Source organism: Variovorax sp. 05N34 (assembly GCF_056397405.1).
Window position 1 is genome coordinate 146,687 of record NZ_JBFTNI010000010.1, and the last position, 23,462, is coordinate 170,148.

24 protein-coding genes are annotated in these 23,462 nt (G+C 62.2%); 20 read left to right on the forward strand and 4 right to left on the reverse strand.

Features of this window, described 5'->3' with window-relative positions; genetic code table 11:
• From kynB to AC1DMA_RS25140, 4 genes are read left to right on the forward strand one after another with little or no spacing between them, the layout of a single operon-like run.
• Positions 1-642 carry an arylformamidase gene (gene kynB / locus AC1DMA_RS25125; protein WP_478127246.1) on the forward strand — a complete coding sequence of 214 codons (642 nt, stop codon included), beginning with the start codon at positions 1-3 and terminating at the stop codon, positions 640-642.
• Complete coding sequence (kynU, locus tag AC1DMA_RS25130) at positions 639-1,946, forward strand: kynureninase (protein WP_478145833.1); 1,308 nt, start codon at positions 639-641, stop codon at positions 1,944-1,946. The genes kynB and kynU overlap by 4 nt, the downstream gene beginning before the upstream one ends.
• A 10-nt stretch (positions 1,947-1,956) precedes the next feature.
• Positions 1,957-2,793 (forward strand): tryptophan 2,3-dioxygenase, encoded by an 837-nt coding sequence (kynA, locus tag AC1DMA_RS25135; RefSeq protein WP_478127248.1) that lies wholly within the window; start codon positions 1,957-1,959, stop codon positions 2,791-2,793.
• A 22-nt stretch (positions 2,794-2,815) separates the two neighbouring features.
• Complete coding sequence (locus tag AC1DMA_RS25140; protein WP_478145834.1) at positions 2,816-4,054, forward strand: SMI1/KNR4 family protein; 1,239 nt, start codon at positions 2,816-2,818, stop codon at positions 4,052-4,054.
• A 1-nt stretch (position 4,055) separates the two neighbouring features.
• Here the strand turns inward: AC1DMA_RS25140 and AC1DMA_RS25145 are convergent, their stop codons facing one another.
• From AC1DMA_RS25145 to AC1DMA_RS25160, 4 genes are read right to left on the reverse strand one after another with little or no spacing between them, the layout of a single operon-like run.
• Positions 4,056-5,234, reverse strand: coding sequence for an FAD-dependent monooxygenase (locus AC1DMA_RS25145; RefSeq protein WP_478127250.1), 1,179 nt, complete (start codon positions 5,232-5,234; stop codon positions 4,056-4,058).
• A gap of 6 nt (positions 5,235-5,240) precedes the next feature.
• Positions 5,241-5,516, reverse strand: a complete 276-nt coding sequence (locus tag AC1DMA_RS25150) for a DUF6587 family protein (RefSeq protein ID WP_478127251.1) — start codon at positions 5,514-5,516, stop codon at positions 5,241-5,243.
• Position 5,517: 1 nt separating this feature from the next.
• A complete protein-coding gene (gene feoB, locus AC1DMA_RS25155; RefSeq protein WP_478145835.1) occupies positions 5,518-7,416 on the reverse strand; it encodes a ferrous iron transport protein B in 1,899 nt (632 codons plus the stop codon).
• Positions 7,409-7,690: a FeoA family protein gene (locus AC1DMA_RS25160; RefSeq protein WP_478127367.1), complete on the reverse strand. Its 282-nt coding sequence runs from the start codon at positions 7,688-7,690 to the stop codon at positions 7,409-7,411. Before AC1DMA_RS25160 ends, feoB begins: the two co-directional genes overlap by 8 nt.
• 353 nt (positions 7,691-8,043) lie before the next feature.
• Here AC1DMA_RS25160 and AC1DMA_RS25165 point away from each other — a divergent pair, with 353 nt between their 5' ends.
• The 16 genes from AC1DMA_RS25165 (at position 8,044) to AC1DMA_RS25240 (ending at position 23,461) form a co-directional block, all read left to right on the forward strand.
• Positions 8,044-8,535, forward strand: coding sequence for a hypothetical protein (locus AC1DMA_RS25165; RefSeq protein WP_478127253.1), 492 nt, complete (start codon positions 8,044-8,046; stop codon positions 8,533-8,535).
• Positions 8,535-9,392, forward strand: coding sequence for a VirB8 family type IV secretion system protein (locus AC1DMA_RS25170; RefSeq protein ID WP_478145836.1), 858 nt, complete (start codon positions 8,535-8,537; stop codon positions 9,390-9,392). The genes AC1DMA_RS25165 and AC1DMA_RS25170 overlap by 1 nt, the downstream gene beginning before the upstream one ends.
• Positions 9,389-10,156 (forward strand): TrbG/VirB9 family P-type conjugative transfer protein, encoded by a 768-nt coding sequence (locus AC1DMA_RS25175; protein WP_478145837.1) that lies wholly within the window; start codon positions 9,389-9,391, stop codon positions 10,154-10,156. The genes AC1DMA_RS25170 and AC1DMA_RS25175 overlap by 4 nt, the downstream gene beginning before the upstream one ends.
• Positions 10,153-11,355 carry a TrbI/VirB10 family protein gene (locus AC1DMA_RS25180; RefSeq protein WP_478145838.1) on the forward strand — a complete coding sequence of 401 codons (1,203 nt, stop codon included), beginning with the start codon at positions 10,153-10,155 and terminating at the stop codon, positions 11,353-11,355. Before AC1DMA_RS25175 ends, AC1DMA_RS25180 begins: the two co-directional genes overlap by 4 nt.
• A gap of 9 nt (positions 11,356-11,364) precedes the next feature.
• Positions 11,365-12,423, forward strand: coding sequence for a P-type DNA transfer ATPase VirB11 (gene virB11, locus AC1DMA_RS25185; RefSeq protein ID WP_478145839.1), 1,059 nt, complete (start codon positions 11,365-11,367; stop codon positions 12,421-12,423).
• Positions 12,424-12,462: 39 nt separating this feature from the next.
• Complete coding sequence (locus tag AC1DMA_RS25190; RefSeq protein WP_478145840.1) at positions 12,463-13,185, forward strand: lytic transglycosylase domain-containing protein; 723 nt, start codon at positions 12,463-12,465, stop codon at positions 13,183-13,185.
• Positions 13,186-13,260: 75 nt separating this feature from the next.
• The gene (locus tag AC1DMA_RS25195) at positions 13,261-13,701 is read left to right on the forward strand and encodes a TrbC/VirB2 family protein (RefSeq protein WP_478127259.1); all 441 of its coding nucleotides are present in this window, start codon (positions 13,261-13,263) and stop codon (positions 13,699-13,701) included.
• 7 nt (positions 13,702-13,708) lie between these two features.
• On the forward strand, positions 13,709-14,002 hold the full coding sequence (locus AC1DMA_RS25200; protein WP_478145885.1) for a VirB3 family type IV secretion system protein: 294 nt from the start codon (positions 13,709-13,711) through the stop codon (positions 14,000-14,002).
• A 2-nt stretch (positions 14,003-14,004) separates the two neighbouring features.
• Positions 14,005-16,467: a VirB4 family type IV secretion/conjugal transfer ATPase gene (locus tag AC1DMA_RS25205; RefSeq protein ID WP_478145841.1), complete on the forward strand. Its 2,463-nt coding sequence runs from the start codon at positions 14,005-14,007 to the stop codon at positions 16,465-16,467.
• Between the two features lie 18 nt (positions 16,468-16,485).
• Positions 16,486-17,313, forward strand: a complete 828-nt coding sequence (locus AC1DMA_RS25210) for a hypothetical protein (RefSeq protein WP_478145842.1) — start codon at positions 16,486-16,488, stop codon at positions 17,311-17,313.
• A gap of 39 nt (positions 17,314-17,352) precedes the next feature.
• Complete coding sequence (locus tag AC1DMA_RS25215; protein ID WP_478127262.1) at positions 17,353-18,480, forward strand: TrbL/VirB6 family protein; 1,128 nt, start codon at positions 17,353-17,355, stop codon at positions 18,478-18,480.
• Positions 18,481-18,575: 95 nt separating this feature from the next.
• Positions 18,576-18,980 (forward strand): DUF4189 domain-containing protein, encoded by a 405-nt coding sequence (locus AC1DMA_RS25220; protein ID WP_478127369.1) that lies wholly within the window; start codon positions 18,576-18,578, stop codon positions 18,978-18,980.
• A gap of 11 nt (positions 18,981-18,991) precedes the next feature.
• Positions 18,992-19,576, forward strand: coding sequence for a hypothetical protein (locus AC1DMA_RS25225; protein WP_478127263.1), 585 nt, complete (start codon positions 18,992-18,994; stop codon positions 19,574-19,576).
• On the forward strand, positions 19,573-20,994 hold the full coding sequence (locus tag AC1DMA_RS25230; RefSeq protein ID WP_478145843.1) for an XVIPCD domain-containing protein: 1,422 nt from the start codon (positions 19,573-19,575) through the stop codon (positions 20,992-20,994). The genes AC1DMA_RS25225 and AC1DMA_RS25230 overlap by 4 nt, the downstream gene beginning before the upstream one ends.
• Before the next feature lie 444 nt (positions 20,995-21,438).
• Complete coding sequence (locus AC1DMA_RS25235) at positions 21,439-22,098, forward strand: hypothetical protein (RefSeq protein WP_478145844.1); 660 nt, start codon at positions 21,439-21,441, stop codon at positions 22,096-22,098.
• A 67-nt stretch (positions 22,099-22,165) separates the two neighbouring features.
• Entirely contained in the window at positions 22,166-23,461 is a 1,296-nt protein-coding gene (locus tag AC1DMA_RS25240; RefSeq protein ID WP_478145845.1) for an XVIPCD domain-containing protein, read from the forward strand.
• The last annotated feature ends 1 nt before the right edge of the window (position 23,462 follow it).

A 23,462-nucleotide genomic window follows, 5' to 3' on the forward strand; every position in this document is an offset into this window, starting at 1 on the left:
ATGAACCAAAGACTCTGGGATATCTCGCCGCCGGTGCACGACGCGGCGCCGGTGTTTCCCGGCGACACGCCCTATCGTCAACGCTGGGCGGCGACCATTTCGCCGGGCTGCCCGGTCAACGTCAGCGAGATCACGCTGTCTCCGCACGTGGGTGCGCATGCCGACGCGCCGCTTCACTACGACCCTGCCGGGGAGACCATCGGCAACGTGGACCTCTCCACGTACCTGGGTCCCTGCCGCGTCATTCATGCAATCAACTGCGGGCCGCTGATCGAATGGCGGCACCTCGTTCATTCGGTCGAAGGACTGCCCCCGCGCGTGCTGGTGCGCACCTACGAACGTTCACCCGCCGAGTGGGACGAGGGTCTTGCAGCGTACGACCCCGCCGCGATCGAACGCCTGGCCGCCATGGGCGTGAAACTGATCGGGATCGACACGGCCAGCATCGATCCTGCAGCCAGCAAGACACTTGAAAGCCATCAGGTCATCCGCCGGCTCGGCCTTCGCGTGCTCGAGAACCTGGTGCTCGACCATGTCCCCGAAGGGGACTATGAACTCATCGCCCTGCCGCTCAAGCTCGTGAGCGCAGATGCTTCCCCCGTTCGCGCCGTGTTGCGCGAACTTCAACGAAAACAGCCATGACACTCGACGACTGCCGCCGACTCGATGCGCAGGACACGCTCGCGCCTTTGCGCAACCAGTTCATCCTCCCCGAAGGCGTGATCTACCTGGACGGCAATTCACTGGGCGTGCTGCCCAAGGCCGTGCCCGAGCGCGTTGCGGCCGTGATCGCCCAGGAATGGGGCGAGGGGCTCATCCGGTCATGGAACAGCGCCGGCTGGTTCGATCTGCCGCAGCGGCTCGGCGACAAGGTGGCACGGCTGATTGGCGCCTCGCCAGGCGAAGTCGTCTGCACCGACAGCACATCGATCAACCTCTACAAAGTGCTTTTCGCCGCGCTCAGCCAAGTGCTTCAGGGTCGCGAGGCGGCAACTGGCGGGAACGACAAGCGACGCGTGGTGCTCAGCGAACGCAGCAATTTCCCGACCGATCTGTACATCGCCGAGTCGCTTTGCCGCGAGCGCGGCTTCTCGCTTCGGCTGGTCGATGTGAGCGAACTGTCCACGGCACTCACCGACGAGGTCGCGGTGCTGATGCTCACCCACGTCAACTACCGCACCGGCGCCATGCATGACATGGAGGCTGTCACGACCGCGGCTCATGCGGTCGGGGCACTCACCGTCTGGGACCTCGCGCACAGCGCCGGGGCAGTGCCAGTGGCATTGAACGACAGCAATGCGGACTACGCGATCGGCTGCGGCTACAAGTACCTGAACGGGGGCCCTGGCGCGCCCGCGTTCGTATGGGTTCATGCCCGGCATGCCAGCCAGTTTCAGCAGCCGCTGTCGGGCTGGTGGGGACACGCTGCGCCATTCGAGTTCACGCCGCACTACCGGCCCGCTGCAGGGGTGGCGCGCTATCTTTGCGGCACGCAGCCGATCATTGCGCTGGTGGCTCTGGAATGCGGCCTCGACACGGTCCTCGCCGCAGACTCTTTCTCGGGCGGTTTGGGAAGCATGGCCGTGCTGCGCCGAAAATCGCTGGCTCTCACCGACGCCTTCATTGCGCTGGTCGAAGCACGCTGCCCAGGCCGCTTCTCACTCATCACGCCGCGCGATCACCTGTTGCGCGGCTCGCAGGTGTGCCTCGCGCTCAGCGACGGCGGTCCCGGCGCCTACGCGATCGTCCAGGCGCTGATTGCGCGCGGCGTCATCGGTGACTTCCGGGCAGGAGATTCGCAGATGCCGGACATCCTCCGCTTTGGGTTCACGCCGCTTTACCTGGGCTTTGAAGACGTGTGGAATGCGGTGGAACACATCGTTCAGGTGGTCGAGCGCGAGGAATGGAAACGGCCCGAGTTCAACCAGAAGCTCGCAGTGACCTGAGGACCTGCCAATGAGCACCGAAAAAATCGTCCATGATGAAAAGGCGCAGCTCGACTTCAGTGCGTCGATGAGCTACACCGACTATCTGAGCCTTGACGCGATTCTGACTGCGCAGCATCCGCGATCGCCGGCTCACGACGAGCTGCTTTTCATCGTGCAGCATCAGACCAGCGAGCTATGGATGAAGCTCATGCTGCACGAATTGCGCGCCGCCATTCGCCGGATCGCGGAGGACGATCTGTCGAGTGCCTTCAAGATGCTGGCGCGCGTGTCACGCATCATGGAGCAACTGGTGCATGCCTGGGACGTGCTGGCGACGATGACGCCGCCCGAGTACAGCGCGATGCGCCCTTACCTCGGGAACTCCAGCGGCTTCCAGAGCTGGCAGTATCGATGTATTGAATTTGCGCTCGGCAACAAGAATGCCGCCATGCTCAAGCCGCACGAGCATCGCGCGGACCTCCTGGCGGAAGTGGAGCACGCCTGGCGTTCGCCGTCTCTCTACGATGAGGCGCTGCGCCTATTGGCCCGCCGCGGCATCGAGGTACCGGCTGATCATCTCGAACGTGACTGGTCGCGTCCCTACGAAACCAGCGACGGTGTCGAACAGGCCTGGCTCACCATCTACCGCGATCCGAAGGATCACTGGGATCTCTACCAGCTCGGAGAAGAACTCACGGACCTCGAAGACGCCTTCCGGCTTTGGCGCTTCAGGCATGTGACGACGGTCGAGCGCGTGATCGGATTCAAACGTGGCACGGGCGGCACCGGCGGCGTAAGCTATCTGCGCAAGATGCTCGACGTGGTGCTCTTCCCCGAAATCTGGAAGCTGCGAACGGACCTGTGACACAAGAAAATGGAGGCTGCCCATGTTCAATGACGACGAACTCGCCCAGTTGCGATCGCATGGAATTGTTCTCTTCGCGAAGCGCGTGATCTTCGACGCGCAGCCGCCGATGTCGGCCGAGCAGATCGCTGCGGTGCAGGCGGTCTGCGCCGGCCCGCTTCCTCCAGAACTTCTTTCGCTCTGGCGAGCAACGGCCGGCGGGCGCCTCGACTACGACTTGCACCTGCGCATGAACGGCAACGAGGAGTCCTTCAACTGGAGCGAACTCTTCTGGAATGGCAGCGACACCTACCATGACCTGCAGGGGTGGATCGACCACGAACTCGAGGGCGCAAAGCAAGCCGCCGCTGAAAGCGACGACACGTGGGACGGAAAGCTGACCCTGCTGCCTTTCGGCGGCTTCGAATACTGTGACCGGGTCTATGCGGTCGTGGAGTCCGGACCGGACTATGGCCACGTCCTTGCCTGGAAGCAAGGGCTGCCTTCAGCCTGGGCGCACGAGATGCATGAAGACGGAATGACCACCGTCGCCCATGATCTGTCCGCGGCCTTCGAAGCATTGCATCTCGACGAAGATCCGCTCAAACCCGCAGGCGAATATTTCACCGGGCAGACACTCATCGAATACCTCGACGAAAGGCACGAGGACCACGGCCTGTCGATCGAATTGATGGACAAGCTGATTGATTTCTATCGGCAGGCGATGGTCGACTGGCAAGGCGCGCTCGCAGACGGTTCGCTGGCCCGGAATGGCGCCCTCTCCCGCATCGCGTTGCGCCATGCAGTTGCCACCGATGACGCATCTCTCGTCGAGAAACTGGTCGCCAACGGTGTGGCGCTCGACGGACCACTGGCGGGCAGCGCGATCGCCACGGACCTGGCGCTCAGTCACGGCGCCCACGCAGCGGCCGCGGCCCTGGTGCGCGCAGGCGCACCGGTGGCACACGATGCACTGGACTACATCGACAGCGCCGTCTCCCCTGAGCTCGTCGAACTGCTACTGTCACATGGCGCCGAGCCCACCCCCACGGCCATCGCCGAATGCGTGGCCTGCGGAGCACCTGCGGCCGCGCGTCTGATCGCCGAGGCGTACGGACGCCAGCATGACGATCTTCCTGCCGCGTACGCCACGGTCCGGGACGGCATGCTGGCCGAACTCGAATCCTCTCTGGTCGAGGTACAAGCAGGCAGATTGACTCACTATCTTGGTCCGATCGGTCTCGCCAAACGAGTCGACCATCTGCAGAGCTTCAGCCTCTGAATCAAGCGTCGTAGAGCCAGGGCACATCGAGCAGCTTTGCGCCGAGCAGACGCAATGCCGCATCCCGTCCGACGCGCATGAGGCCCGTCGCATGAAAGATCTCTCCATTGCGCCGAGCCCGTGCCTGGACGTTGGCGTTGCGTTCCCAACGCGCGCTGGCGTAGCGTGCGAAGGCCGCGGGCACTTCAGCAGCGGTGCCGCCGTCGAGGGCATCAGCGAGCGCGACCGCATCTTCGATCGCCATGCCAGCGCCCTGCGCCAGATAGGGCAGCATCGGGTGCGCGGCATCTCCGGCCAAGGCGATACGCTCAGCGGCCATCTGCTGAGGACTGGTGAGCGGAGGCCGATCGTTGAGCGTCCATGCCCGCCATGAAGGTACAGCTTCGAGCAAGGCCTGCAGCTCACTGCAGGTCCGTCCGGTCGCATGTTGCAGGGCAGAAAGGCTCGTGGCTTGATCCCAATCGCGTGCATCACCGACCGGGGCCGCTTCGGCGAGCACGACCACGTTGAGCGCCTCGCCCCGTCTGACCGGGTAAGCCACCGCGTGCAGACGAGGTCCGAGCCACACACTGACGTGCGTGCTGCGCAGCGCCGCGGGCAATGCCGACTGCGTGACCATTGCGCGCCAAGCGGTGTGACCGGTCGCACGCGGTGGCATGGCGTCCTCGAAGAGACAAGGGCGCACGGTGCTCCAGAGGCCATCGGCGCCGATCACCCCATCGCCTTCCCAAACCCGAGCGTCAGCGCTCACCATACAAACGGTATCGCCGCGCGCGATCACTTCCGTGACCCGTGCGCCGGTCGTCAGCGTAACGGCGCCACTTCCACGCACCGCGGCCAGCAGCACCGCGTGGAGATCGGCCCGGTGGGCACAGAGATAGGGCGCCGCATAGTTGTGCAGCATGGCATTGCCGAGTGGCAGTCGGGCGATCTCCTTGCCCGCGACGGCGCTCCGGACGACGAGAGCGTCGGGCCGCGCTGCGATACGCATCAGACCCTCGGACACGCCGAGCGCCTGAAGGCGGCGCGTCACGTTGGGACTGAGTTGGATCCCGGCACCGATTTCGCCGAACGCCACGGCTTGCTCGAGCAAATCGATCCGATGGCGCCGCCTCCCGAGCGCAAGCGCGCTCGCGAGTCCCGCGATGCCTCCTCCCGCGATGAGGATGTGAGCGGACATGCGCTCTCAGCGGGAGCGGGCCAGGTGCGATTCGCTTCCTTCGGGCGGCTTGGCGCCCGCTGCCGAACAACTGCCGCAGGTCTCGCAGGAGCCGCAGCCGGAAGTCTTGCCAAGCGAAGCCGCCAATTGCTGCGCACGATCGGCATCGACGAGCCCCGCCCGGTGTGAACCGGCAGCCACTTTGGCGGCGGCTGCCCGACGCCAGTTGGCGGGCATCCAGCGCCATACGGCGTAGACCGCGGCGAGCGCGACGATCAGCGCGACGATGATTTGCTGTGTCATCTCATCCTCCTGTGAGCGCCAAAGCGACCCGATAGGTGATCCAGCACGCGATGTAGGCGAGCCCGAAAAGGTAGCCGGCCATGATCCATACGTACCGCCAGGAACCCGTCTCCCGCTTGACCGCCGCCAGCGTCGAAATGCATTGGGGCGCAAAGACATACCAGACCAGCAGCGACAGTGCCGTCGCAAGCGACCAAGTCCCCGCGATCAGCGGAGCCAGTTGGCCCGCCACATCGTCGCCGGTCGCTGAAAGCGCATAGACCGTGCCCAGCGCACCCACGGCCACTTCGCGCGCTGCCATGCCCGGCACGAGCGCAATCGAGATCTGCCAGTTGAAGCCGATCGGCGCGAAGATGTGCTCGAGCGCGCGGCCGATCATCCCTGCCAGGCTGTACTGAATGGCCGGGCCCGTTGCGCCATCTGGCGGTGACGGAAAGGTCGACAGGAACCACAGCAGGATCGTGAGCGTCAGGATAATCGTCCCGACGCGCTGGACGAAGATCCAAGCGCGTTCGTAAAGCCCAAGCGCCAGATTCCGCAGATTGGGCCAGCGGTAGGCCGGAAGCTCCATCATGAGCGGCGAATGCTGCTTGTTCTCCCGAAAACGCTTCATGACCCAGGCCACGGCCATCGCCGAAACGATGCCGAAGAGGTACAGCGCAAACAGCACGACGCCCTGGAGGTTGAATACGCCTCCGACCGTGCGCGCCGGAATGAAAGCAGCAATCAGCAACGCATAGACCGGCAAACGCGCTGAACAGGTCATCAGCGGCGCGATCATGATCGTGGTGATTCGATCGCGCCAGTTGGTGATGGTGCGCGTGGCCATCACACCGGGGATGGCGCAGGCAAAGCTCGACAGCAGCGGGATGAAAGAGCGACCGGACAAGCCGACGGTGCCCATCACCCGGTCGAGCAGGAACGCAGCACGCGGCAAATAGCCGGAATCTTCCAGCGCGAGGATGAAGAGGAACAGGATCAGGATCTGCGGCAGGAACACGATCACGCCGCCAACGCCGGCGATGATGCCGTCGACCAGCAAACTCTGGAGCATCCCTTCAGGCACGTAGTGCTTGATGAATTCGCCCAATGCGGTGGTGCCATCCTTGATGGCGTCCATCGGCACCTCTGCCCAGCTGAACACGGCCTGGAACATCAGGAACATCGTGACGGCCAGCACCAGCATGCCCCACAGGGGATGCATCACGATGCGATCGATGCGGTCGCTGGTCGCCAAGCTGCCGACGGGTTCGCGCACGGCGACGGAGAGGATGCGCCTCACTTCGCGCTGCGTCGCGAGCACGTCGTCCAGTCCCGGAGCCTGCCAGTGGCGCGGCGCCGCAGAGGCCACCGGTCGGTCGAGCGCTTCAATGAGGTACTGCGCGCCTTTGCTATGCACGCCCACCGTCTCGACCACCGGCACACCGAGCTCGCGAGCGAGAGCGGCGCTGTCGATCACGATGCCCTGCTTCCTGGCCATGTCGGTCATGTTGAGCGCCACGACCATCGGCAGCCCCAGCCGTTTGGCCTCGAGCACGAGGCGCAGGTTGAGGCGCAGGTTCGTTGCGTCCGTCACGCACACCAGCAACTCGGGAGGCGCCTCTTTGCTTTTGCCGGTGACGACGTCCCGAGTGACCGCTTCGTCCGCTGACAGCGCGTTCAGGCTGTAGGCCCCCGGCAAATCAAGCACGAAAACGCGTCGGCCCGCCGCCGTCCGCAGAGTTCCTTCCTTGCGCTCGACGGTCACGCCGGCGTAATTGGCAACTTTCTGGCGGCTTCCCGTGAGCAGGTTGAACAACGCCGTCTTGCCGCAGTTCGGATTGCCCAGAAGCGCGATGCGCTCCGGCGGGCTGGTCGAAACGGCAGCACCGGGCTGGAATGTCAGAGTCGCCTCAACCATGGCCGATGGCTCCAGGCGTCACACGGATAAGCGAAGCCTCGTGGCGGCGCAAGGCGAAGGTGGTGTGCCCGAGTCGCACCGCCAGCGGTTCGCGCCCAGGCACGCCGTTGGCAACGATGCACACCGCCTCGCCGGGAACGAACCCGATCTCGGTGAGCCGCAAAACCAGTTCGCGGTCTTCAGGCGAGTCAGGACGAAGCACGTCGAGCACCGTGGCCCATTGGCGGCTGGGAAGCTGATGGAGGCTGATTGCGGCCGAAGCCGCGCCGGTCATTGTGGTCACCCGCTAGTTCCGAATTCACAAAATGAGAATTATTCTCGAAAACGAAGCCGAGCGGGCAGAGAGCCCTACGAATGCCACATCCTTTGAAGAGGCAGACCCGCGAAGCGCAGGTCAAAGACCCTATGCGACTTGCCTGTGCTGTTACCCCGCGATACACCCGTGGCTAGAATGCGCGCATAAAAATCGGTTCAGGGAGTTTCAGTGATTCATAGCAACGCTATCGGCCAGCGGCCTTTGGCGCGCCTGTCTATTGACGGGACGTCGCCGGCGAACTTCGTACTTCGCGGCCCACAGCGGCCTCGTTCTCTCCGCTTTTCACCACTCCAGCCGTGAGCGCGGCCGCGATGAAGCGTGCCCTGCGAGGCGGCGCAGCCCTGTCCGCCGTCTTTGCCATTGCTGCTTGTGCGACACCTCCGGCAACGGACTTCGGTGGCGATTGGAGACCGGTAAATCGGTTCCGCGAGACGCCAGCCGAGATTCCACTGTCTCCAACCTACACGTACTACGCAACGCCGATCGACGCCACCCTCAAAGCCATGCTCGAGCGGTGGGCAAGCGACACCGGGCTCAAGCTGTCCTACCGGCTCGGCTCGGATTTCACGCTCTTCACGCCTGTCGCTGGGATCCGAACGACCGAGATCCAGACGGCAGCAGCCGAACTGAGCGCGGTCTACGCATCGCAAGGCGTCTCCGTCACGGCCGACAGCAAGCAGATCGTCGTCCAGTCTGCTAGCGATACCCGAAGCGATCCGCAGCCGGAGGCAAGCACTTCGGCGCGCCCGGCGGTTCATCCAACCAACGACCGAGGCGCTGCGTGCCAGGGAGGAGCCTGCTGATGCCCAACAGGAAAATCGTTTCGCCGAAGATCGAGAAGGCTCTTTCAAAGGCCGTGGATTTCGAACTCACCATTGCCGATATCGCCCGGCGCAGCGAGCGGCGTGCATGGGGCGTCGCAATCGGCGCGATCGTGATGGCCCTGCTTCTCGCCGGCGGCTACTTCTACATGTTGCCGCTCAAGGAAAAGGTGCCGTTCCTCGTCATGGCCGACGCGTACACCGGCACCAGCACCGTCGCCCGGCTGACCGACGACATCGTCAACCAGCGCGTCACGGCGAGCGAAGCCATCAATCGCAGCAATGTTGCGCACTTCGTTCTGGGGCGGGAGTCCTACGATCTGGCGCTGACGAACCTGCGCGACTGGACCACGGTCCTGACGATGTCGTCGCCTGGCGTCGCTGCCGCGTATACCAGCTTGCATTCGTCCCTCAATCCGGACAGCCCGTACAAGACCCACGGCAAGGATCGTGCGATACGCGTGAAGATCTTGAGCATCGTGCTGCTCAAGGCGGGCGCCGATGCCGTGCCCAAGGGCGCCACAGTGCGCTTCCAGCGCAGCCTTTTCGACAAGCAGACCGGCGCCAGCCGCCCCTTCGACAGCAAGGTCGCGACGATGGAGTTCATCTACAAGCCCAACTTGAAGATGGACGACCAGCACCGCATCGAGAACCCGCTTGGGTTCCAGGTCACCAGCTACCGGGTCGACAACGACTACGCGTCTGCACCGCCAATAGAAGCGCGAGTTTCGTCGCCCGTGACATTCGGTGCCGATGAAATCAGTCCTCCATCGGAACTGGTGGTTCCGCCCCCACCCGCTGGCTACGGCACGCCTGATGACGGAGTGCAGCGCCAATGAAACGCTCGAAGTCACCCGCCTTGCCGGTTCTTACCTGCGTCATCGTCGCCTTTGCCACGCACCACGCCTGCGCGCAGCCCGTGCAGCTTTACCAATACGAGGCCGACCGCATCTATCCGGTGCGTGCGGGTCTGGGCATCACCACTCAGATCGAGCTCAGTGCCAACGAGAAGGTCCTCGACTACAGCACTGGATTCAGCAGCGGCTGGGAATTGATGAGGCGCGACAACGTCTTCTATCTGAAGCCCAAGAACGTCGATGTCGACACCAACATGATGATCCGTACGGAGACTCACTCCTACATCTTCGAGTTGAAGGTCGTCGCCACCGATTGGGCGACTCTGGAATCCGCGCGCGCCGCGGGTGTCCAGTACAAGATCAAGTTCGGCTATCCGTCGGATGCGAGCTTTTCAAACGAGGTCGTCAAAGCCGAACAGGCGCCGGAGCTCAATACCTCGCTGGTGAAGAACCGCACCTACAACTTCGACTACGACTACGCGACCCGCAACAGCGCCGCGCCCTGGCTGATCCCCGCCAGCGTCCATGACGATGGTCGATTCACCTACGTGAAGATGAGCGACATGACCGAGTTCCCCACCGGGAACTTCCCTGCGATCTACATGCGGGAGGTCGAGCACGGAGACGACTCCGTCGTGAACACCACGGTCGAAGGCAACACCATCGTCGTCCACGGCACCTATCCGTTCCTGATCGTTCGCCACGAGAAGAACGTCGTCGGCCTCAGAAGGAACACCGCCAAGTGAACCACGACGAGACTCCGACGAGCGACAACGCCGCCCCCGCCAATCCCTATTTCCACCGCTTTGAGCAGCCCGTCCATCCCGACCTCGATGCTGCCGCGCCTGAACTGAAGAGCAGCGAGCTGCGTCGCATGAACCGGCGTGCGCTGGGGTTTTTGGCCGGCATCGTCGTGCTTCTTGCGACCGTGGCGCTGTGGATGTTCAACAGCGTGCTCCAGCGCAAGGACAGCCCGCAAAAACCGCGCGAAGAAACCGTCACCGTCCCTGCGGCTCCGCAACCAGCACTGCCACCGGTTTCCGTGGCGAGACGCCAGGCGGAAGCCATAGCACTGGCACCGCCACTTCCGGCGCTGCCTCCGCCATCACCGATGACCACGCCGGCGCAAGGAATGCATCCGCATCAACTCACGCTGATGGAGCGGCGCATCAAGTCGGCCGAGACCTCGAGCGCGGTGGACATCGGCGGCGATCATGCGCGGCCGCGTTCGTCGCCTGCGGCCCAGGCGATCGCCGGCCAGTTCGGTGGAACAGACTCCGATCAAGGCGCGCCGACCAACAGCGCCTACCCGGCGAAGGCATTGGCACAGGCATCCACCGCCGAGCCGCTCGTCCGTCCCGACACGCTGATGCTGCGCGGAACCTACATCCGTTGCGTGCTCGAGACTCATGTCGTGACCGACATTCCTGGCTTCACTTCATGTGTCGTTACCGAACCCGTCTATTCCTTCAGCGGCAAACGGATGTTGCTGCCGAAGGGCTCCAAGGTGCTCGGCAAGTACGACACCGAGCCGAACGGTCCTCGCGTAGCCGTCATCTGGGACCGCATCGTGACCCCCACCGGCATTGACGTGAACATGGCGAGCCCGGGTGTCGACAGCCTCGGCGGCGCCGGCCATTCAGGCCACCTGGATGAGCATTGGGGAGCGCGCATCGGCTCCGCAATGCTGATCAGCCTCTTCAGCGACGCATTCAAGTACGCCGCCGCCCAATACGGTCCCACGACCACGACAGTGGCGAGCGGCGGCGTCGCAGTGCAGTCGCCCTTCGAAAGCAACACCGCGCAGACACTGCAAAGCATTGCGACGCAAGCCGTCCGGCGTGCGGCCAATCGCCCCGCAACAGTGACCATTCACCAGGGCACTGTCGTCAATGTCTATGTCGCCAAGAGCGTGGACTTCAGCGGCGTGGTCGCTCGCTACTGAGACGCCGCCATGACCGGATCACAAGCCATGAGCGACGAACACGTAGCCGCCGTTTCGAACGAATTCCTGAGCTATCAGTACGAGGTCCTTGGCATTCAGGACTACATGGCCTCGTCGGACGTCACTGAAATCTGCATCAACCGTCCAGGCGAGCTCTATCTCGAAAGCCGCGGAGGCTGGCATCGCAAGGAGGTGCCCGGCCTGACCCTGGCCCGCGCATTGCAGTTCTGCACTGCTGTCGTCAACGAGAGCAATACCGGCCAGCGAATCACCGACGCCAATCCGGTGGTGTCGCTGACATTTCCGACCGGCCAGCGTGCGCAATTCGTCATCCCGCCGGCATGCGAAGCGGGCACCATTTCGATCACCATCCGGCTGCCTTCCAGGCAAATGAAGACCTTGGCCCAGTACGAGGAAGACGGATTTTTCGATCAAATCCTCGAAGACCCGGACGGCATCCCGGACCAGGACCGCGACCTGCTCGAACTGCGAACGGCGCGCCGCTACGCCGCCTTCTTCCGCCAGGCTGTTCTCGGCAAGAAGAACATCGTGGTCTCCGGTGCGACCGGGAGCGGCAAGACCACGTTCATGAAATCGCTGGTCCACCATATCCCGGCAGAAGAACGACTGGTGACCATCGAAGACGCCCGCGAGCTTTTCATCGACCAGCCCAACGCCGTGCACCTGCTCTACGCCAAGGGCGGGCAGAGCACCAGCAATGTGACGGCCAAGAGTTGCATGGAGGCCTGCCTGCGCATGAAGCCCGACCGCATCATCCTGGCGGAGCTGCGCGGCGACGAATCCTTCTACTTCATCCGCAATTGCGCTTCCGGGCATCCCGGCTCCATCACCAGTTGCCATGCCGGCAGTACCGATCAGACCTGGGACCAGCTCGCGCTGATGATCAAGGCCTCGGCCGAAGGCTCCGGTCTGGAGTTCGCCACCATCAAGCGCCTACTGATGATGACCATCGACATCGTCGTGCACATCAAGGCACACGCCGGGCGGCGGTACATCACCGGGATCGATTTCAGCCCGGATCGAATGTCACCACCCCACACAGCTTAGCCACCGCGTTGCAACGAACAAAAAAAGGGAGAACGCGCTGTGCTGACCGGAATTGAAATGATGAGTTGCCAGGACCTTGCGGTTCCGGCAAGCGTGATGCGCCACGTCGTCGATGTCGAATCGGGCGCCAACCCTTTCGCGATCGGCGTCGTCGGCGGACGGCTCGCGCGTCAGCCGAAGAACCTGGACGAAGCGGTGGCCACGGCGCGAATGCTGGAGGTCAAGGGGTACAACTTCTCCGTCGGCATCGCGCAAGTCAATCGCGCGAACCTCGACAAGCAAGGACTCGATACGCACGAGAAGGCCTTCGATCCGTGCTCCAACCTTGCGGCCGGCGCTCGCATCCTCGCCGACTGCCACGCAAGCGCTGGTGGCGATTGGGGCAAGGCATTCAGTTGCTACTACTCCGGCAATTTCGTGACGGGATTCGAGCACGGCTACGTGCGCAAGGTCTATGACTCGATCAGTCGCGGCAGTACGGTCCGCGACAACGAAACGTCGCCGGCAGCGATTCCGGTGCGACCGACCGCTCGTCCCGCAGCGCCCTCTTCTTCCAGCGGCAAAACAGACATGGCGCTTCGCGCTTCAGTCGCGTCCGACCGAATCGCGATCCGCAGCCTAGCCCCTGACAGCCCTGCGAGCTCCTCGGACATCTTCGTGCCGAACGTGCGCGGACCGGGCGATGGGCCCGCGAATTCGGCGCCTCGCCACGAACGATCCGACCCAGGCACCGGCGCCAAGGATGGCGCATTTGTCTTTTGATCGGCTCGCCGGCAGCAGCCACAACCCGCAAGCGGCGCAGACCGCCTTTTGATTCAACCAGAGAGGAAACCTGAAATGCAAGTTCAACACATCACCGGCCGCACTGCCCTTTCATCCTACAGGGCCAAGCTGCGTACGCTCATCGATACGACGCTGGTCGCAGCGTTGCTTGTCCCTGGGCTCGCGGCAGCACAGGTCGGCGGCACCGACGCACTCAGCACGACCTGCGGCTTCCTCGGGAGCATTCTGAGTTTGCTGAACGCAGCGTCAGTCGTCGTCGTCACGATTGCGGTCATCTTCTCGGGCTACCAGATCGCCTTCGCGCACAAGCGCATTTCGGATGTCGCCCCAGTGATGATCGGCGCGATCCTGATCGGCGCGGCGAGCCAGATCGCGAAGATGTTCCTTTCGACCAGCTCTGGGAGCAACGCCTGTTCCACCGGCACATCCAGCATCTGGACGCCTGCGTTGGACCACTTGGCCTCAGCCGTGCAATTGCTGGCCCGGCATGCTTGAGAACCCGATGTTTCGCGGCTGCACGAGGCCGCCCATGTTCCTGGGTGTGCCCTACGTGCCCTTCTTCATGGGCGCAGGTGGGTGCATGTTGCTGGCCATGTACTTCAATCTCTTCTATCTGCTGTTGATCCCGCCGGTGATCCTCGTCATGCGCCAGATGGCGAGGCGCGACGAAATGATCTTCCGGCTGCTGGGACTCCGGCTGCAGTTTCGGCTCCGGGCGCGGAACATCCAGCATCACGGCGGCATGTGGGTCTTCACGCCCAACAGCTATCGCGGCCAGTCAAGGGACGACAGCTGACCATGTCGAAGCCCCCCTTCAGCCCAGACACTGCCATCGGCGAGTTCATTTCGCTGTCCACCCATGTCTCGCCAACAGTCGTCAAGACCACCGGCGGCGATTTCCTCCTGACCTGGCGCCTTGAAGGGCTGCCATTCGTCGGGCGCGAAGAGTGGGAACTCGAACACCGTCACAACACATTCAACCGAATGCTGCAGACGCTGCGCGCGCCCGACTTCGTCAACGTCGCTTTCTGGGTTCACGACTTGCGCCGACGCCGGGCCATCACGGATGCGAGCCGCTTCGAGCACACGTTCAACCAGTCGCTGTCCGATGCGTACTACGGCGCGCTCTCGGCGCAGAAGCTCATGCAGAACGAGCTCTACCTCACGATGATCTACCGCCCGATAGTGGGTGGAAAGCGCCTCGCGGAGAAGTCGAGCGACCTGCCGCGGCTGGAGTCCGAACAGCAGCAGGCCATCGGCAAGGTGCACGAGCTGGCCGGCAACGTCGAAGCGGTCCTCAAGGACTACGCACCCATGCGCCTTGGCATGTACGAAGCCACGAACGGCGGGGTGTTCTCCGAAACGCTGGAGTTCTTCGGGTACTTGCTCAACCACATCGATGAATCTGTGCCCGTGCTTCAGGCGCCGGTCTATCGCTATCTGGCCGTCAGCCGACAACGTTTCTCCGCCAAGACCGGCGATTTCGTTCTCACCACACCGGACAGCGCCAATCACTTCGGGGCCATTCTCAACATCAAGGAGTACCCGAACGGCACCTACCCGGGCATCCTCAACGGGCTGAAGTATCTCGATTTCGAGTACGTCATCACGCACTCTTTCAGTCCCATGGGGCGGCACGATGCGCTCAAGTCGCTCGAGAGAACCAAGGGAATGATGATTTCCTCCGGCGACAAGGCTGTCAGCCAGATTGTGGAGATGGACCAGGCGATGGACCAACTCTCATCCGGCAACTTCGTGCTTGGCGAGTACCACTTCACCATTGCGATCTTCGCGCGGGACCAATCCGCGCTGACCCAGCACATCGCCACCGCGCGGGCTGAACTCTCCAATGCGGGCTTCGTTTCGGTGAAGGAAGACCTCGCCGTCACGGCCGCGTTCTATGCGCAGTTTCCGGGCAACTGGAAGTTCCGTACCCGCCTTGCGAACGTCAGCTCGTTGAACTTTCTCGGGCTCTCGCCGCTGCACAACTTCTCGTCCGGCAAAAAGAGTCGAAACCCGTGGGACGAGTGCGTCACCACATTGCAGACGACGAACGGACAGCCCTACTACTTCAACTTTCATGCCACGCACCCCGGCGAGAACTCGCTGGGCGAAAAGGCCGTCGCCAACACGATGGTGATCGGCAAATCAGGTACCGGCAAGACGGCGCTGATCAACTTCCTGCTGAGCCAGGTGCAGAAGCTCAAGCCGTCGCCAACCATTTTCTTCTTCGACAAGGACCGGGGCGCGGAGATCTTCGTTCGCGCATGCGGGGGCAACTACCTCGCGCTCAAAAACGGAATGCCGACTGGCTTCAACCCCTTCCATTGCGAACCCACCGAGGCCAACCTTCATTTCCTGTCGGACCTCATCAAGGTGCTGGCTGGCAAATCGGTCTACAGCTCACGCGAAGAAGAAGACATCTTTCGTGCGGTCGAGAACATGCTCGACACGCCCCTGCACCTGCGCAACATGAGCAACTTCCAGAAGAGCCTTCCCAACATGGGCGACGACGGCATCTTCATGCGCCTGCGCAAGTGGACCGCAGGCAATTCGCTGGGCTGGGTTTTCGACAACCCGGTGGACAGCGTCGACCTGGATCGGGCCAACATCATCGGCTTTGACTACACCGATGTCATCGACAACCCTGAAGTCCGGGTTCCCGTCATCAACTATCTGCTGCATCGGCTCGAAGCGCTGATCGACGGTCGTCGGCTGATTTATGTGATGGACGAGTTCTGGAAGATCCTCGCTGGCGAGGGCGGTCTGAAGGAGTTCGCGAAGAACAAGCAGAAGACCATCCGCAAGCAGAACGGTCTCGGCATCTTTGCGACCCAAAGCCCTGAAGACGCGCTGGCGAGCGACATCGCGGCTTCGCTGATCGAGCAGACGGCCACCATGATCCTGCTCCCGAACCCCAATGCAAGCCGCAAAGACTACATCGATGGGTTGAAGCTCACTGAGGCCGAATACCAGGTCGTCGTGAGCCTGGACGAGCGCTCGCGCCGGTTCCTGGTCAAGCAGGGGCACACGTCTTCCGTGTGCCAACTCGATCTGCGCGGGATGGACGATGCGCTGGCAGTCATCTCGGCGTCTACGGACAACATCGAAATCATGCACAGCGTGCTGCGCGAGCGTGCCGCTGCCGAAGGCGTGGCCGTGAACGACTTGAGGCCGGAGCAGTGGCTGCAGACATTCAACCGCAGGCGCAAGGGCAGCGGCGTGGCACAGCCCGACTTGCATCGGGAGGATGGTCGCTGACCATCAAGGAACGCCGACATGTTCTCTCGAATCTTCAACCGCGTGCTGGCGCGATGCCCTGGCTTTCATGCGCTGCTGATCCTCTCCTTTGCCTTGTTCGTACCCAGTGCTAATGCGCAGTGGTCCGTCGTCGACAGGGAGGCCAACGGCACGCTCAGAGAAGCAAAGAAGAAGCTTGACGACATCGACCGCAACCTCGAGAGCACCAACGAGCAACTGGGCAGCCGGGCCGAAGGCGGCGGCGCGAGCATCAACAAGAACCTCGACAGTCTCAACAAGCGTCTTGAACTCGGCGCACCCAATGCAGCGGCTTCGCCGGGCCTGCGCGTAGAGGATCCGAAGCAACCCTGGGTGATGTTGTCACTGGATCTGGGCGCGGAGCAATGCGACCAGATCGCGGCTTCCCAGCAGGCCTTCTGCACCGAGCTGGTCAGGACGAGGAACGCCCATTACATGTACATGAAGGTCATGTTCGACAACAGCGCGACTCGAAATCAGCGCTTGAAGGATTTGGTCGACGCACGCCTTTCCTTTCAAGCCACCGACTTCGGCAGGCTGCAGGACAACACCAACCAGATGATTGCTCTGCAGACACTCATTGCGCTGGACCAGCAGCAGATGGAGTCCGTGAATCACGCCTATCGGTCGCGCATCGATTACCTCAATCGACAGATCACCAACGAGGCACATGCCGCCACGAGCGGTAAATCCGTCAACAGCGGCCTCGACGGAATGATCGGCTCGATCGTCAGCGGGATTGCCGGCGGCGCCGCGCTCAAGGCGGCCTTGAATCTCTCCCGGCATGCCAGCGAGCCTGGGCAGCGAACTCTGAGCATCGAGCGGTAGCACGCAAGCACGCAATTCCCAGGCACAGCACGAAACCCCATGCCCACTCCAGATATCAGCAATTTCGTCTTCTTCCAACTGATCAACGACTACCTCCGTGACGAGATCAATACCTTTCAGTGGAATCTGCTGACGAGCACGGCGCGGCTCGTGGGCGGGATGGGGTTGGTGCTGCTCACGGTGTGGATCATGCTCCAGGGCTTTCGCATCGTCACGGGGCGAACGCGGCAGCCGATGATGGCGTTGGTGGGGGATGCGCTCAAGGCCACGCTCGTGATCGGCATTGCCACAAGCGCGGCGAGTCTCTCGTCTTCGCTGTACTGGACGCTCACCGACGGCACTTCCAGCGCCATCACCTTGCTGGTCTCGAACGACTCAAAGAGTCCTTACCAGAGCATCGACAAGAACCTCGCTTACATGCAGGGGATGCTTTCCACGATCGACGCACTCGCCAGCGGCGGCGACCCCTCCGTGGACAGCGCCAAGGACCGCGCGAAGTGGTTCTCCGGAATCGGCATTGCCGGACCTGCCCTCGTTGGCGGCTCGATCCTGCTGCTCAACAAGATCGCGATCGCGCTGTTCGTGGGCTTCGGGCCGCTGTTCATCGTGTGCTTGCTGTTCGAGCAGACGAAGTCGCTGTTCAGCAAGTGGCTGTTCTATGGCATCGGCACCGTGTTCTCACTGGCTGTGCTCAGCTTCATGGTGGGGCTGGCGAACAACGTGGTCCAGTCCGTCGCGCTGGCGTTCCTCACGAAGCAGGCGGCAATGCTGGCGGACATCGGCGGCTTCGGAGGGGCGTCGGCCGCGAGCGAGGGGATCACCTCGATGGCACTGCAGCAAGGGGGACTGGGCTTGATTCTCACCACCTTGATCGTGAGTGCCCCTCCGATGGCAGCGGCGTTTTTTCAGGGGACGCTGGGGAGCTTCATGTCGTATTCGGCCTTCGGCAGCGTGGGTGCTGGCGGGGCTGCTCGCGGCGCGCAGGCCATGGCGCAAGGGCGACTTCCGCAGGGCGGTGCGCTGCCTGCTCAAAGCGTAACAGACGACGGCGATCGTTCGCCCCCTTCCAAGGTGTCGCCAACACGACCGATGGCCCCAGTCTCCCCTCAACCCGATGCCATCAAGCAAGGGGCCAGCCGGCTTGGAAACGCAAGAGAACTCATATGAAAAAACTACTAAGGAATTTCACCCTACTAGCCCTCTTGGGCGCAACTTGCATCCCCATGGCCTGGGCGGAGGGCCCGTGCCCCCCAGGCCAGCGGATGGTGGGGCAACAGAGCGTCCCTGGCGCCGTCTTCCCCATTTGCCAAGCCATTCCCGGCTACGGCGATTCCCAACCGCAGCCGCGTGTCGCGTGGGCGTCCCGCTACGGCGCGATCGCCACAGACGCAGTGACGAGATCGGGAGCCGCTTCCGTTGATGAGGAGTCCGAATCCAAAGCGGAGCAAATGGCGTTAATGGAATGCGCGAGGGATGGTTCCCAGGACTGCAAGATCGTCATGTCCTACCGCGATCAATGCGTTGCCGCCGCAACGAGCACAGAGCGAGCTGGCTATGCACGCGCGCCGGCCTTGCAAACAGCAGAAGCCAACGCCATTGCCAAATGCGGAGAAGCCTCCTGCAAAGTCCTCTACAGCGCTTGCAGCCTCGCAGTGCGCCTGCAATAGATCCAAGAAAAATGAAATCACGTCTTGCTGGAGCCTTCGTACTCCTCGCGCTCTTCACCTCGGCCTGCAATTCATCCATGAAGAAACCCGATATCAAGCACAACCCGAATCCGAAGATGGGTTACGAGATCACGCTGATCATTGACGACGCGCCCGGGCCGTTCGAATCCGTGACAGGGCTCATGCAGTACGAAGTTGCAAATGAGCGGTGCGCACCGGAGCACCCCATCTCCGGCTCCAGGCACCCACCCTTGGCTCCTGTCCCGTTCTCTCTATCCCGCGTTGGCGACAACACTTACACAGGCACGCTGTATCTGGATCTGCTGCTGAGCGAAGACTACTTCGGGCTTGGAATGTGTCACTGGACGATGAAGTACGCGAGCATCGGAATGAGAGCCGGCGGAGTGACATTCAGCGCTGGCATTTCCGGGGAAAAGATATCTGCGCAAGCATCGGAGCTCACATATTTTCCCAAAGACATTTATGGGAGAGATGGAGATATCCCCATGGGCGGCACACCGCGGTCTCGCTGGATCACCGATGACGCAAGCAAGTTCTTCACCGCCATGTTGAGTGCAAAGGAGATCCTTGAATGACCACCGGCACTCATGAGCATGCAGCGCTGGCGAATGACGCCTACCAAGATCGTTCCGCCCTCCTAAGTGAAACAGTTTCGATAGATGATGTCTCCTACGAGATCATCGCTGCCGCTGATCGCCCCTCCGGCTACCAAGGCACGGCTTATCAGCGCGTGGACACTGGCGTCGTGGTGATCGCGCATCGTGGCTCCGAATCGATCAAGGATGGGGTTACCGACGCTGGCATGGCCGTTCTGGGGCACAACAATCAGCTTGACGATGCAATGGCGTTTACCCAGCATGCGATCGACACCGCCAAGAGGACGCAAGCCGCCAGTCTTGACCATTTCGCAATTACCGTCACGGGTCACTCGCTAGGCGGCACCTTGGCCCAGATCACCGCCGCCAAGCACGGCCTGCGAGCCGAGACGTTCAATGCTTATGGTCCCGCGAGCCTAACGAATCTCCACGAGCACGGCGTTGACGTGAACGGCCAGTATCCCGGCATCGTGAACCACGTGCGCGCCACCGACGTCGTCGGGGCGGGCAGTCCACATTTCGGCGAGGTCCGCATCTATGCCACGCCGCAAGACGTCGAGAGCCTGAAACGGGGGCGCTACCTTGAAACCGGGTTGCATCTGCCGACCAATCCATTCCTCGCCACTGATTTGTCAGCGCACAAGATGAGCAACTTTCTGCCCGGGAACGACGTCACGGGCAGTTCCATCATCAATCCAGTGAACGAAGCGCGGGCCCGTGCCCATCAAGGTGCGATCGGGCACTTTCACAAGGACGTGGGGCAGAGCCGCGTCGACGTGGCCATGGTGTCCAATCGGGCCCACTCCCCGTTACACGCGCTGAATCCCTTCGACCCTGCGGTCAAGCTCAGGGCGCAGGCCATCGATGCCGGATTGGCCGTGACAGGGCAGATCGTGGTTGACGGGCTGACACAGCATGTGCGTGTCGCCCAACGAGTAGGGCAGCAAACCGTACAGCTGGTGAGCGATGGCGCTTCCGGCTTGTATGACGCGATGACCGGAGCACCGAGCGCTCGACTGGATCAGCAAGCTCACCCCGATCATTCGTTGTTCAAGCAAGCACAAGCCGGAGTGCATCAGATGGACGCAAAAGTCGGCCGAACGCCAGACGGGCGCAGCGACAATCTGGCTGCCTCGCTCGCGGCGGCCGCGCGCAACGATGGCTTGAAGCGAATCGATCACGTGGTGCTGAGCACCGACGGCTCGAAAGTGTTCGCTGTGCAGGGCGCATTGGATTCGCCGCTCAAGAAGATCTCGAATGTGCCGACGATCGAAGCACTCGACATGCCCATTGCACAGAGCACCGCGTCACTGGGAAGCGCCCTGCGTCAGCAAGACCGTCTCATCGACGCGCACTCGCAAGATCAGCAACGCTCCGGCGCGGCGCTCGCGATGTAGGGCATTGCATGAGGAGAGAAACGAACGACACCTCTCGAGGACTCATCGGCGGCATGAGGCCGAAGCGAAGGACGAAACATCAAATCGGCTTGCTGGCGCTGAGCCTGACCTTTTCCGCCTTCCCCGCCTTTCCCGCCTTCGGCGAGTTCTATGAGCCACTTCAATTTCGCGCGAATGATCCGTTTGTGTTTTGTCAGCACGGGTACGAACCGATCATTGCGAACGCGTGCTGGATACCCCTTTCCCCAGCGACGGGTACCTCGCTTCCAACTGGGATGTGCGACCCGCCGAACACATACGGACGCCCCTGGACGGCACGGGACTACCAGGCCCTTCAGCAATACATCCGTGTATGCCCGCAAGCGATCTCCAGCGGCGAGTGGCAGGGCAGCGGCGATTCTCAATCCACCCCTTTCCAACATTGATCAGTCAACAAATTTCAGCATGAAGAAAATCACTCACGTCACGACGCTTGCATTCTGTATGGCGCTCGCGGGCTGCAGCGGCAGCAGCTCCAACGCCGCTACACCTCACCCTGGCACATCCGACGCCGAAAAGGCGATCTCTTCGGCCATTGCGCCGGCCAAGCAGTCCACAAAGGACGAGTTGCAAGCCTTCGAAGTGGACGGGATGCGCATTCTGGATTCGCAGGTGGGCGACCTGAACGGCGATGGTCGGCTCGACGCCCTGATCGTCCTTGATCCACCAAGTACCGACGAAATGGCTGGGCAAGGGCCGTCAAGAACGGTGCTGCTGGCGATCCGCAATGCCCAAGGCCACCTGCAAGTTGCAGCTCGCAACGACAAGATTGTTCTTTGCCACCGATGCGGCGGCCTTGCGGGCGATCCCTTCGGCTATGCGCGCATCGACAAGGGCGGATTTACGTTGGTCACGGAAGGCGGATCGCGCGGCCACTGGTGGAACAGATACACATTCAAGTACACCGCAGCGCAAGGCAATTGGTTGATCGAGGAAGTCCAACGCGGCGTCAAGGACTCGATCGATGGCAGCGCCATTGAACTCACTCTGACAGACGAGAAATTGGGGATCGTGCGCTTCGCCGACTTCGATTCGTCGACTCTGCCGCAGGTGACGCTGCCATGAATTGCCCTCCTCGGTTTCGAGGAGGCGCGCGCATAGCTCGATAGAAGTAGAAGAAAAGAGGGAGTGAATGACGACTAATCGAGAAACCCAGTTGATGCTCGATGCCGTAGCTGCCGGCATCAAGGCGCCCAAGGAATTGGCCAACTTCATGGCTCAGGTGACCTTCGAATCCAGCGACCTCAAGCGCCTTGAGGAAGGCTTTCGCTACACGAAGAACATTGCGCAAATAACCGTTCTCTCCGCGTTGCGAAAGGGACCAGAAGCACTGGAAACCGCCCGCCAGGAGGCTTTGCAAGGCAGTCCCGAAAAACTGGCGGAGCTCATGTACAGCGGTCGCATGGGCAACAACGATCCCGGGGATGGATTCAAGTACAGGGGCCGCGGGTACATACAGCTGACCGGCAAGGACAATTACCGTGAAGCGGGTCAGGCGCTGAATCTCGACCTTGTCGAGAAGCCCCAACTGGCTGCCGAGCCGGAAAACGCTTCGAAGATCGCCGTCTGGTATTGGAATCGGTACGTGCACCGCGTCGCACCAGAAGACGTCACCAACGCCACGCATGTGATCAACAACGGCGAAACCGGACTGGCGGAACGCAAGGCGCGCTTTGCGGAGTGGCAAAACAAGCTCACTCCCGAGTTGATGGCAAGCCTCACCGGCGGTGAAGTGCTCATTTCTGCCTCAACCGTCGCGCATTCACAAGCCACCGTACAACTCGGCGCTCGCGGAGAAGCCGTCCACGAACTCCAGTGCCGACTCAGTTCGCTCGGCTACACCGACGCGCACGGAAATGCACTCAAGCCCGACGGCCACTTTGGCGCAAACACTCGCCACGCGGTCAAGGCCTTTCAGCACGATCATGGACTGAGGGCAGACGGCGTTGTCGGCCCTCAAACGTTCGCCGAGCTGGATGCATCGCTCCAGGACAAAAGGCAAGCGCACGTGGCCCCCTCTCCTGCCGTCGCTCAACTCGACAGCGCCACGCATTCCGATCACGGACTGTTCAAGCAGGCGCTCAGCGGCGTCCACAAGCTCGACGCCAGTGTCGGCCGCGCGCCCGATTCGCGCAGCGACAACCTGGCGGCTGCCTTGGTGGTCACCGCACGCGAGCACGGAATGAGCCGTATCGACCACGTGGTGCTCAGCACTGACACCTCTAAGGTGTTCGTGGTGCAGGGCGCTTTGGATTCGGCACTCAAACGCGTCGCCAGCGTGCCGACGGTCGAGGCACTCAACACATCAGTCGCTCAAAGCACGCAAGCGTTGGATCGGACGACAGAGCATCAGCAACTCGCAGCGATCACGCAGTCCCAAGTGGCGCAACAGCCCGCTCGCGAGCATTGCGCTTCGCGCGCGCTCTAAG

Coding starts and splice junctions, on each gene's coding strand:
- kynB (WP_478127246.1), top strand. CDS start 1: ATGAACCAAAGACTCTGGGATATCTCGCCGCCGGTGCACGACGCGGCG.
- kynU (WP_478145833.1), top strand. CDS start 639: ATGACACTCGACGACTGCCGCCGACTCGATGCGCAGGACACGCTCGCG.
- kynA (WP_478127248.1), top strand. CDS start 1,957: ATGAGCACCGAAAAAATCGTCCATGATGAAAAGGCGCAGCTCGACTTC.
- AC1DMA_RS25140 (WP_478145834.1), top strand. CDS start 2,816: ATGTTCAATGACGACGAACTCGCCCAGTTGCGATCGCATGGAATTGTT.
- AC1DMA_RS25145 (WP_478127250.1), bottom strand. CDS start 5,234: ATGTCCGCTCACATCCTCATCGCGGGAGGAGGCATCGCGGGACTCGCG.
- AC1DMA_RS25150 (WP_478127251.1), bottom strand. CDS start 5,516: ATGACACAGCAAATCATCGTCGCGCTGATCGTCGCGCTCGCCGCGGTC.
- feoB (WP_478145835.1), bottom strand. CDS start 7,416: ATGGTTGAGGCGACTCTGACATTCCAGCCCGGTGCTGCCGTTTCGACC.
- AC1DMA_RS25160 (WP_478127367.1), bottom strand. CDS start 7,690: ATGACCGGCGCGGCTTCGGCCGCAATCAGCCTCCATCAGCTTCCCAGC.
- AC1DMA_RS25165 (WP_478127253.1), top strand. CDS start 8,044: ATGAAGCGTGCCCTGCGAGGCGGCGCAGCCCTGTCCGCCGTCTTTGCC.
- AC1DMA_RS25170 (WP_478145836.1), top strand. CDS start 8,535: ATGCCCAACAGGAAAATCGTTTCGCCGAAGATCGAGAAGGCTCTTTCA.
- AC1DMA_RS25175 (WP_478145837.1), top strand. CDS start 9,389: ATGAAACGCTCGAAGTCACCCGCCTTGCCGGTTCTTACCTGCGTCATC.
- virB11 (WP_478145839.1), top strand. CDS start 11,365: ATGACCGGATCACAAGCCATGAGCGACGAACACGTAGCCGCCGTTTCG.
- AC1DMA_RS25195 (WP_478127259.1), top strand. CDS start 13,261: ATGCAAGTTCAACACATCACCGGCCGCACTGCCCTTTCATCCTACAGG.
- AC1DMA_RS25200 (WP_478145885.1), top strand. CDS start 13,709: ATGTTTCGCGGCTGCACGAGGCCGCCCATGTTCCTGGGTGTGCCCTAC.
- AC1DMA_RS25205 (WP_478145841.1), top strand. CDS start 14,005: ATGTCGAAGCCCCCCTTCAGCCCAGACACTGCCATCGGCGAGTTCATT.
- AC1DMA_RS25210 (WP_478145842.1), top strand. CDS start 16,486: ATGTTCTCTCGAATCTTCAACCGCGTGCTGGCGCGATGCCCTGGCTTT.
- AC1DMA_RS25215 (WP_478127262.1), top strand. CDS start 17,353: ATGCCCACTCCAGATATCAGCAATTTCGTCTTCTTCCAACTGATCAAC.
- AC1DMA_RS25220 (WP_478127369.1), top strand. CDS start 18,576: ATGGTGGGGCAACAGAGCGTCCCTGGCGCCGTCTTCCCCATTTGCCAA.
- AC1DMA_RS25225 (WP_478127263.1), top strand. CDS start 18,992: ATGAAATCACGTCTTGCTGGAGCCTTCGTACTCCTCGCGCTCTTCACC.
- AC1DMA_RS25230 (WP_478145843.1), top strand. CDS start 19,573: ATGACCACCGGCACTCATGAGCATGCAGCGCTGGCGAATGACGCCTAC.
- AC1DMA_RS25235 (WP_478145844.1), top strand. CDS start 21,439: ATGAAGAAAATCACTCACGTCACGACGCTTGCATTCTGTATGGCGCTC.
- AC1DMA_RS25240 (WP_478145845.1), top strand. CDS start 22,166: ATGACGACTAATCGAGAAACCCAGTTGATGCTCGATGCCGTAGCTGCC.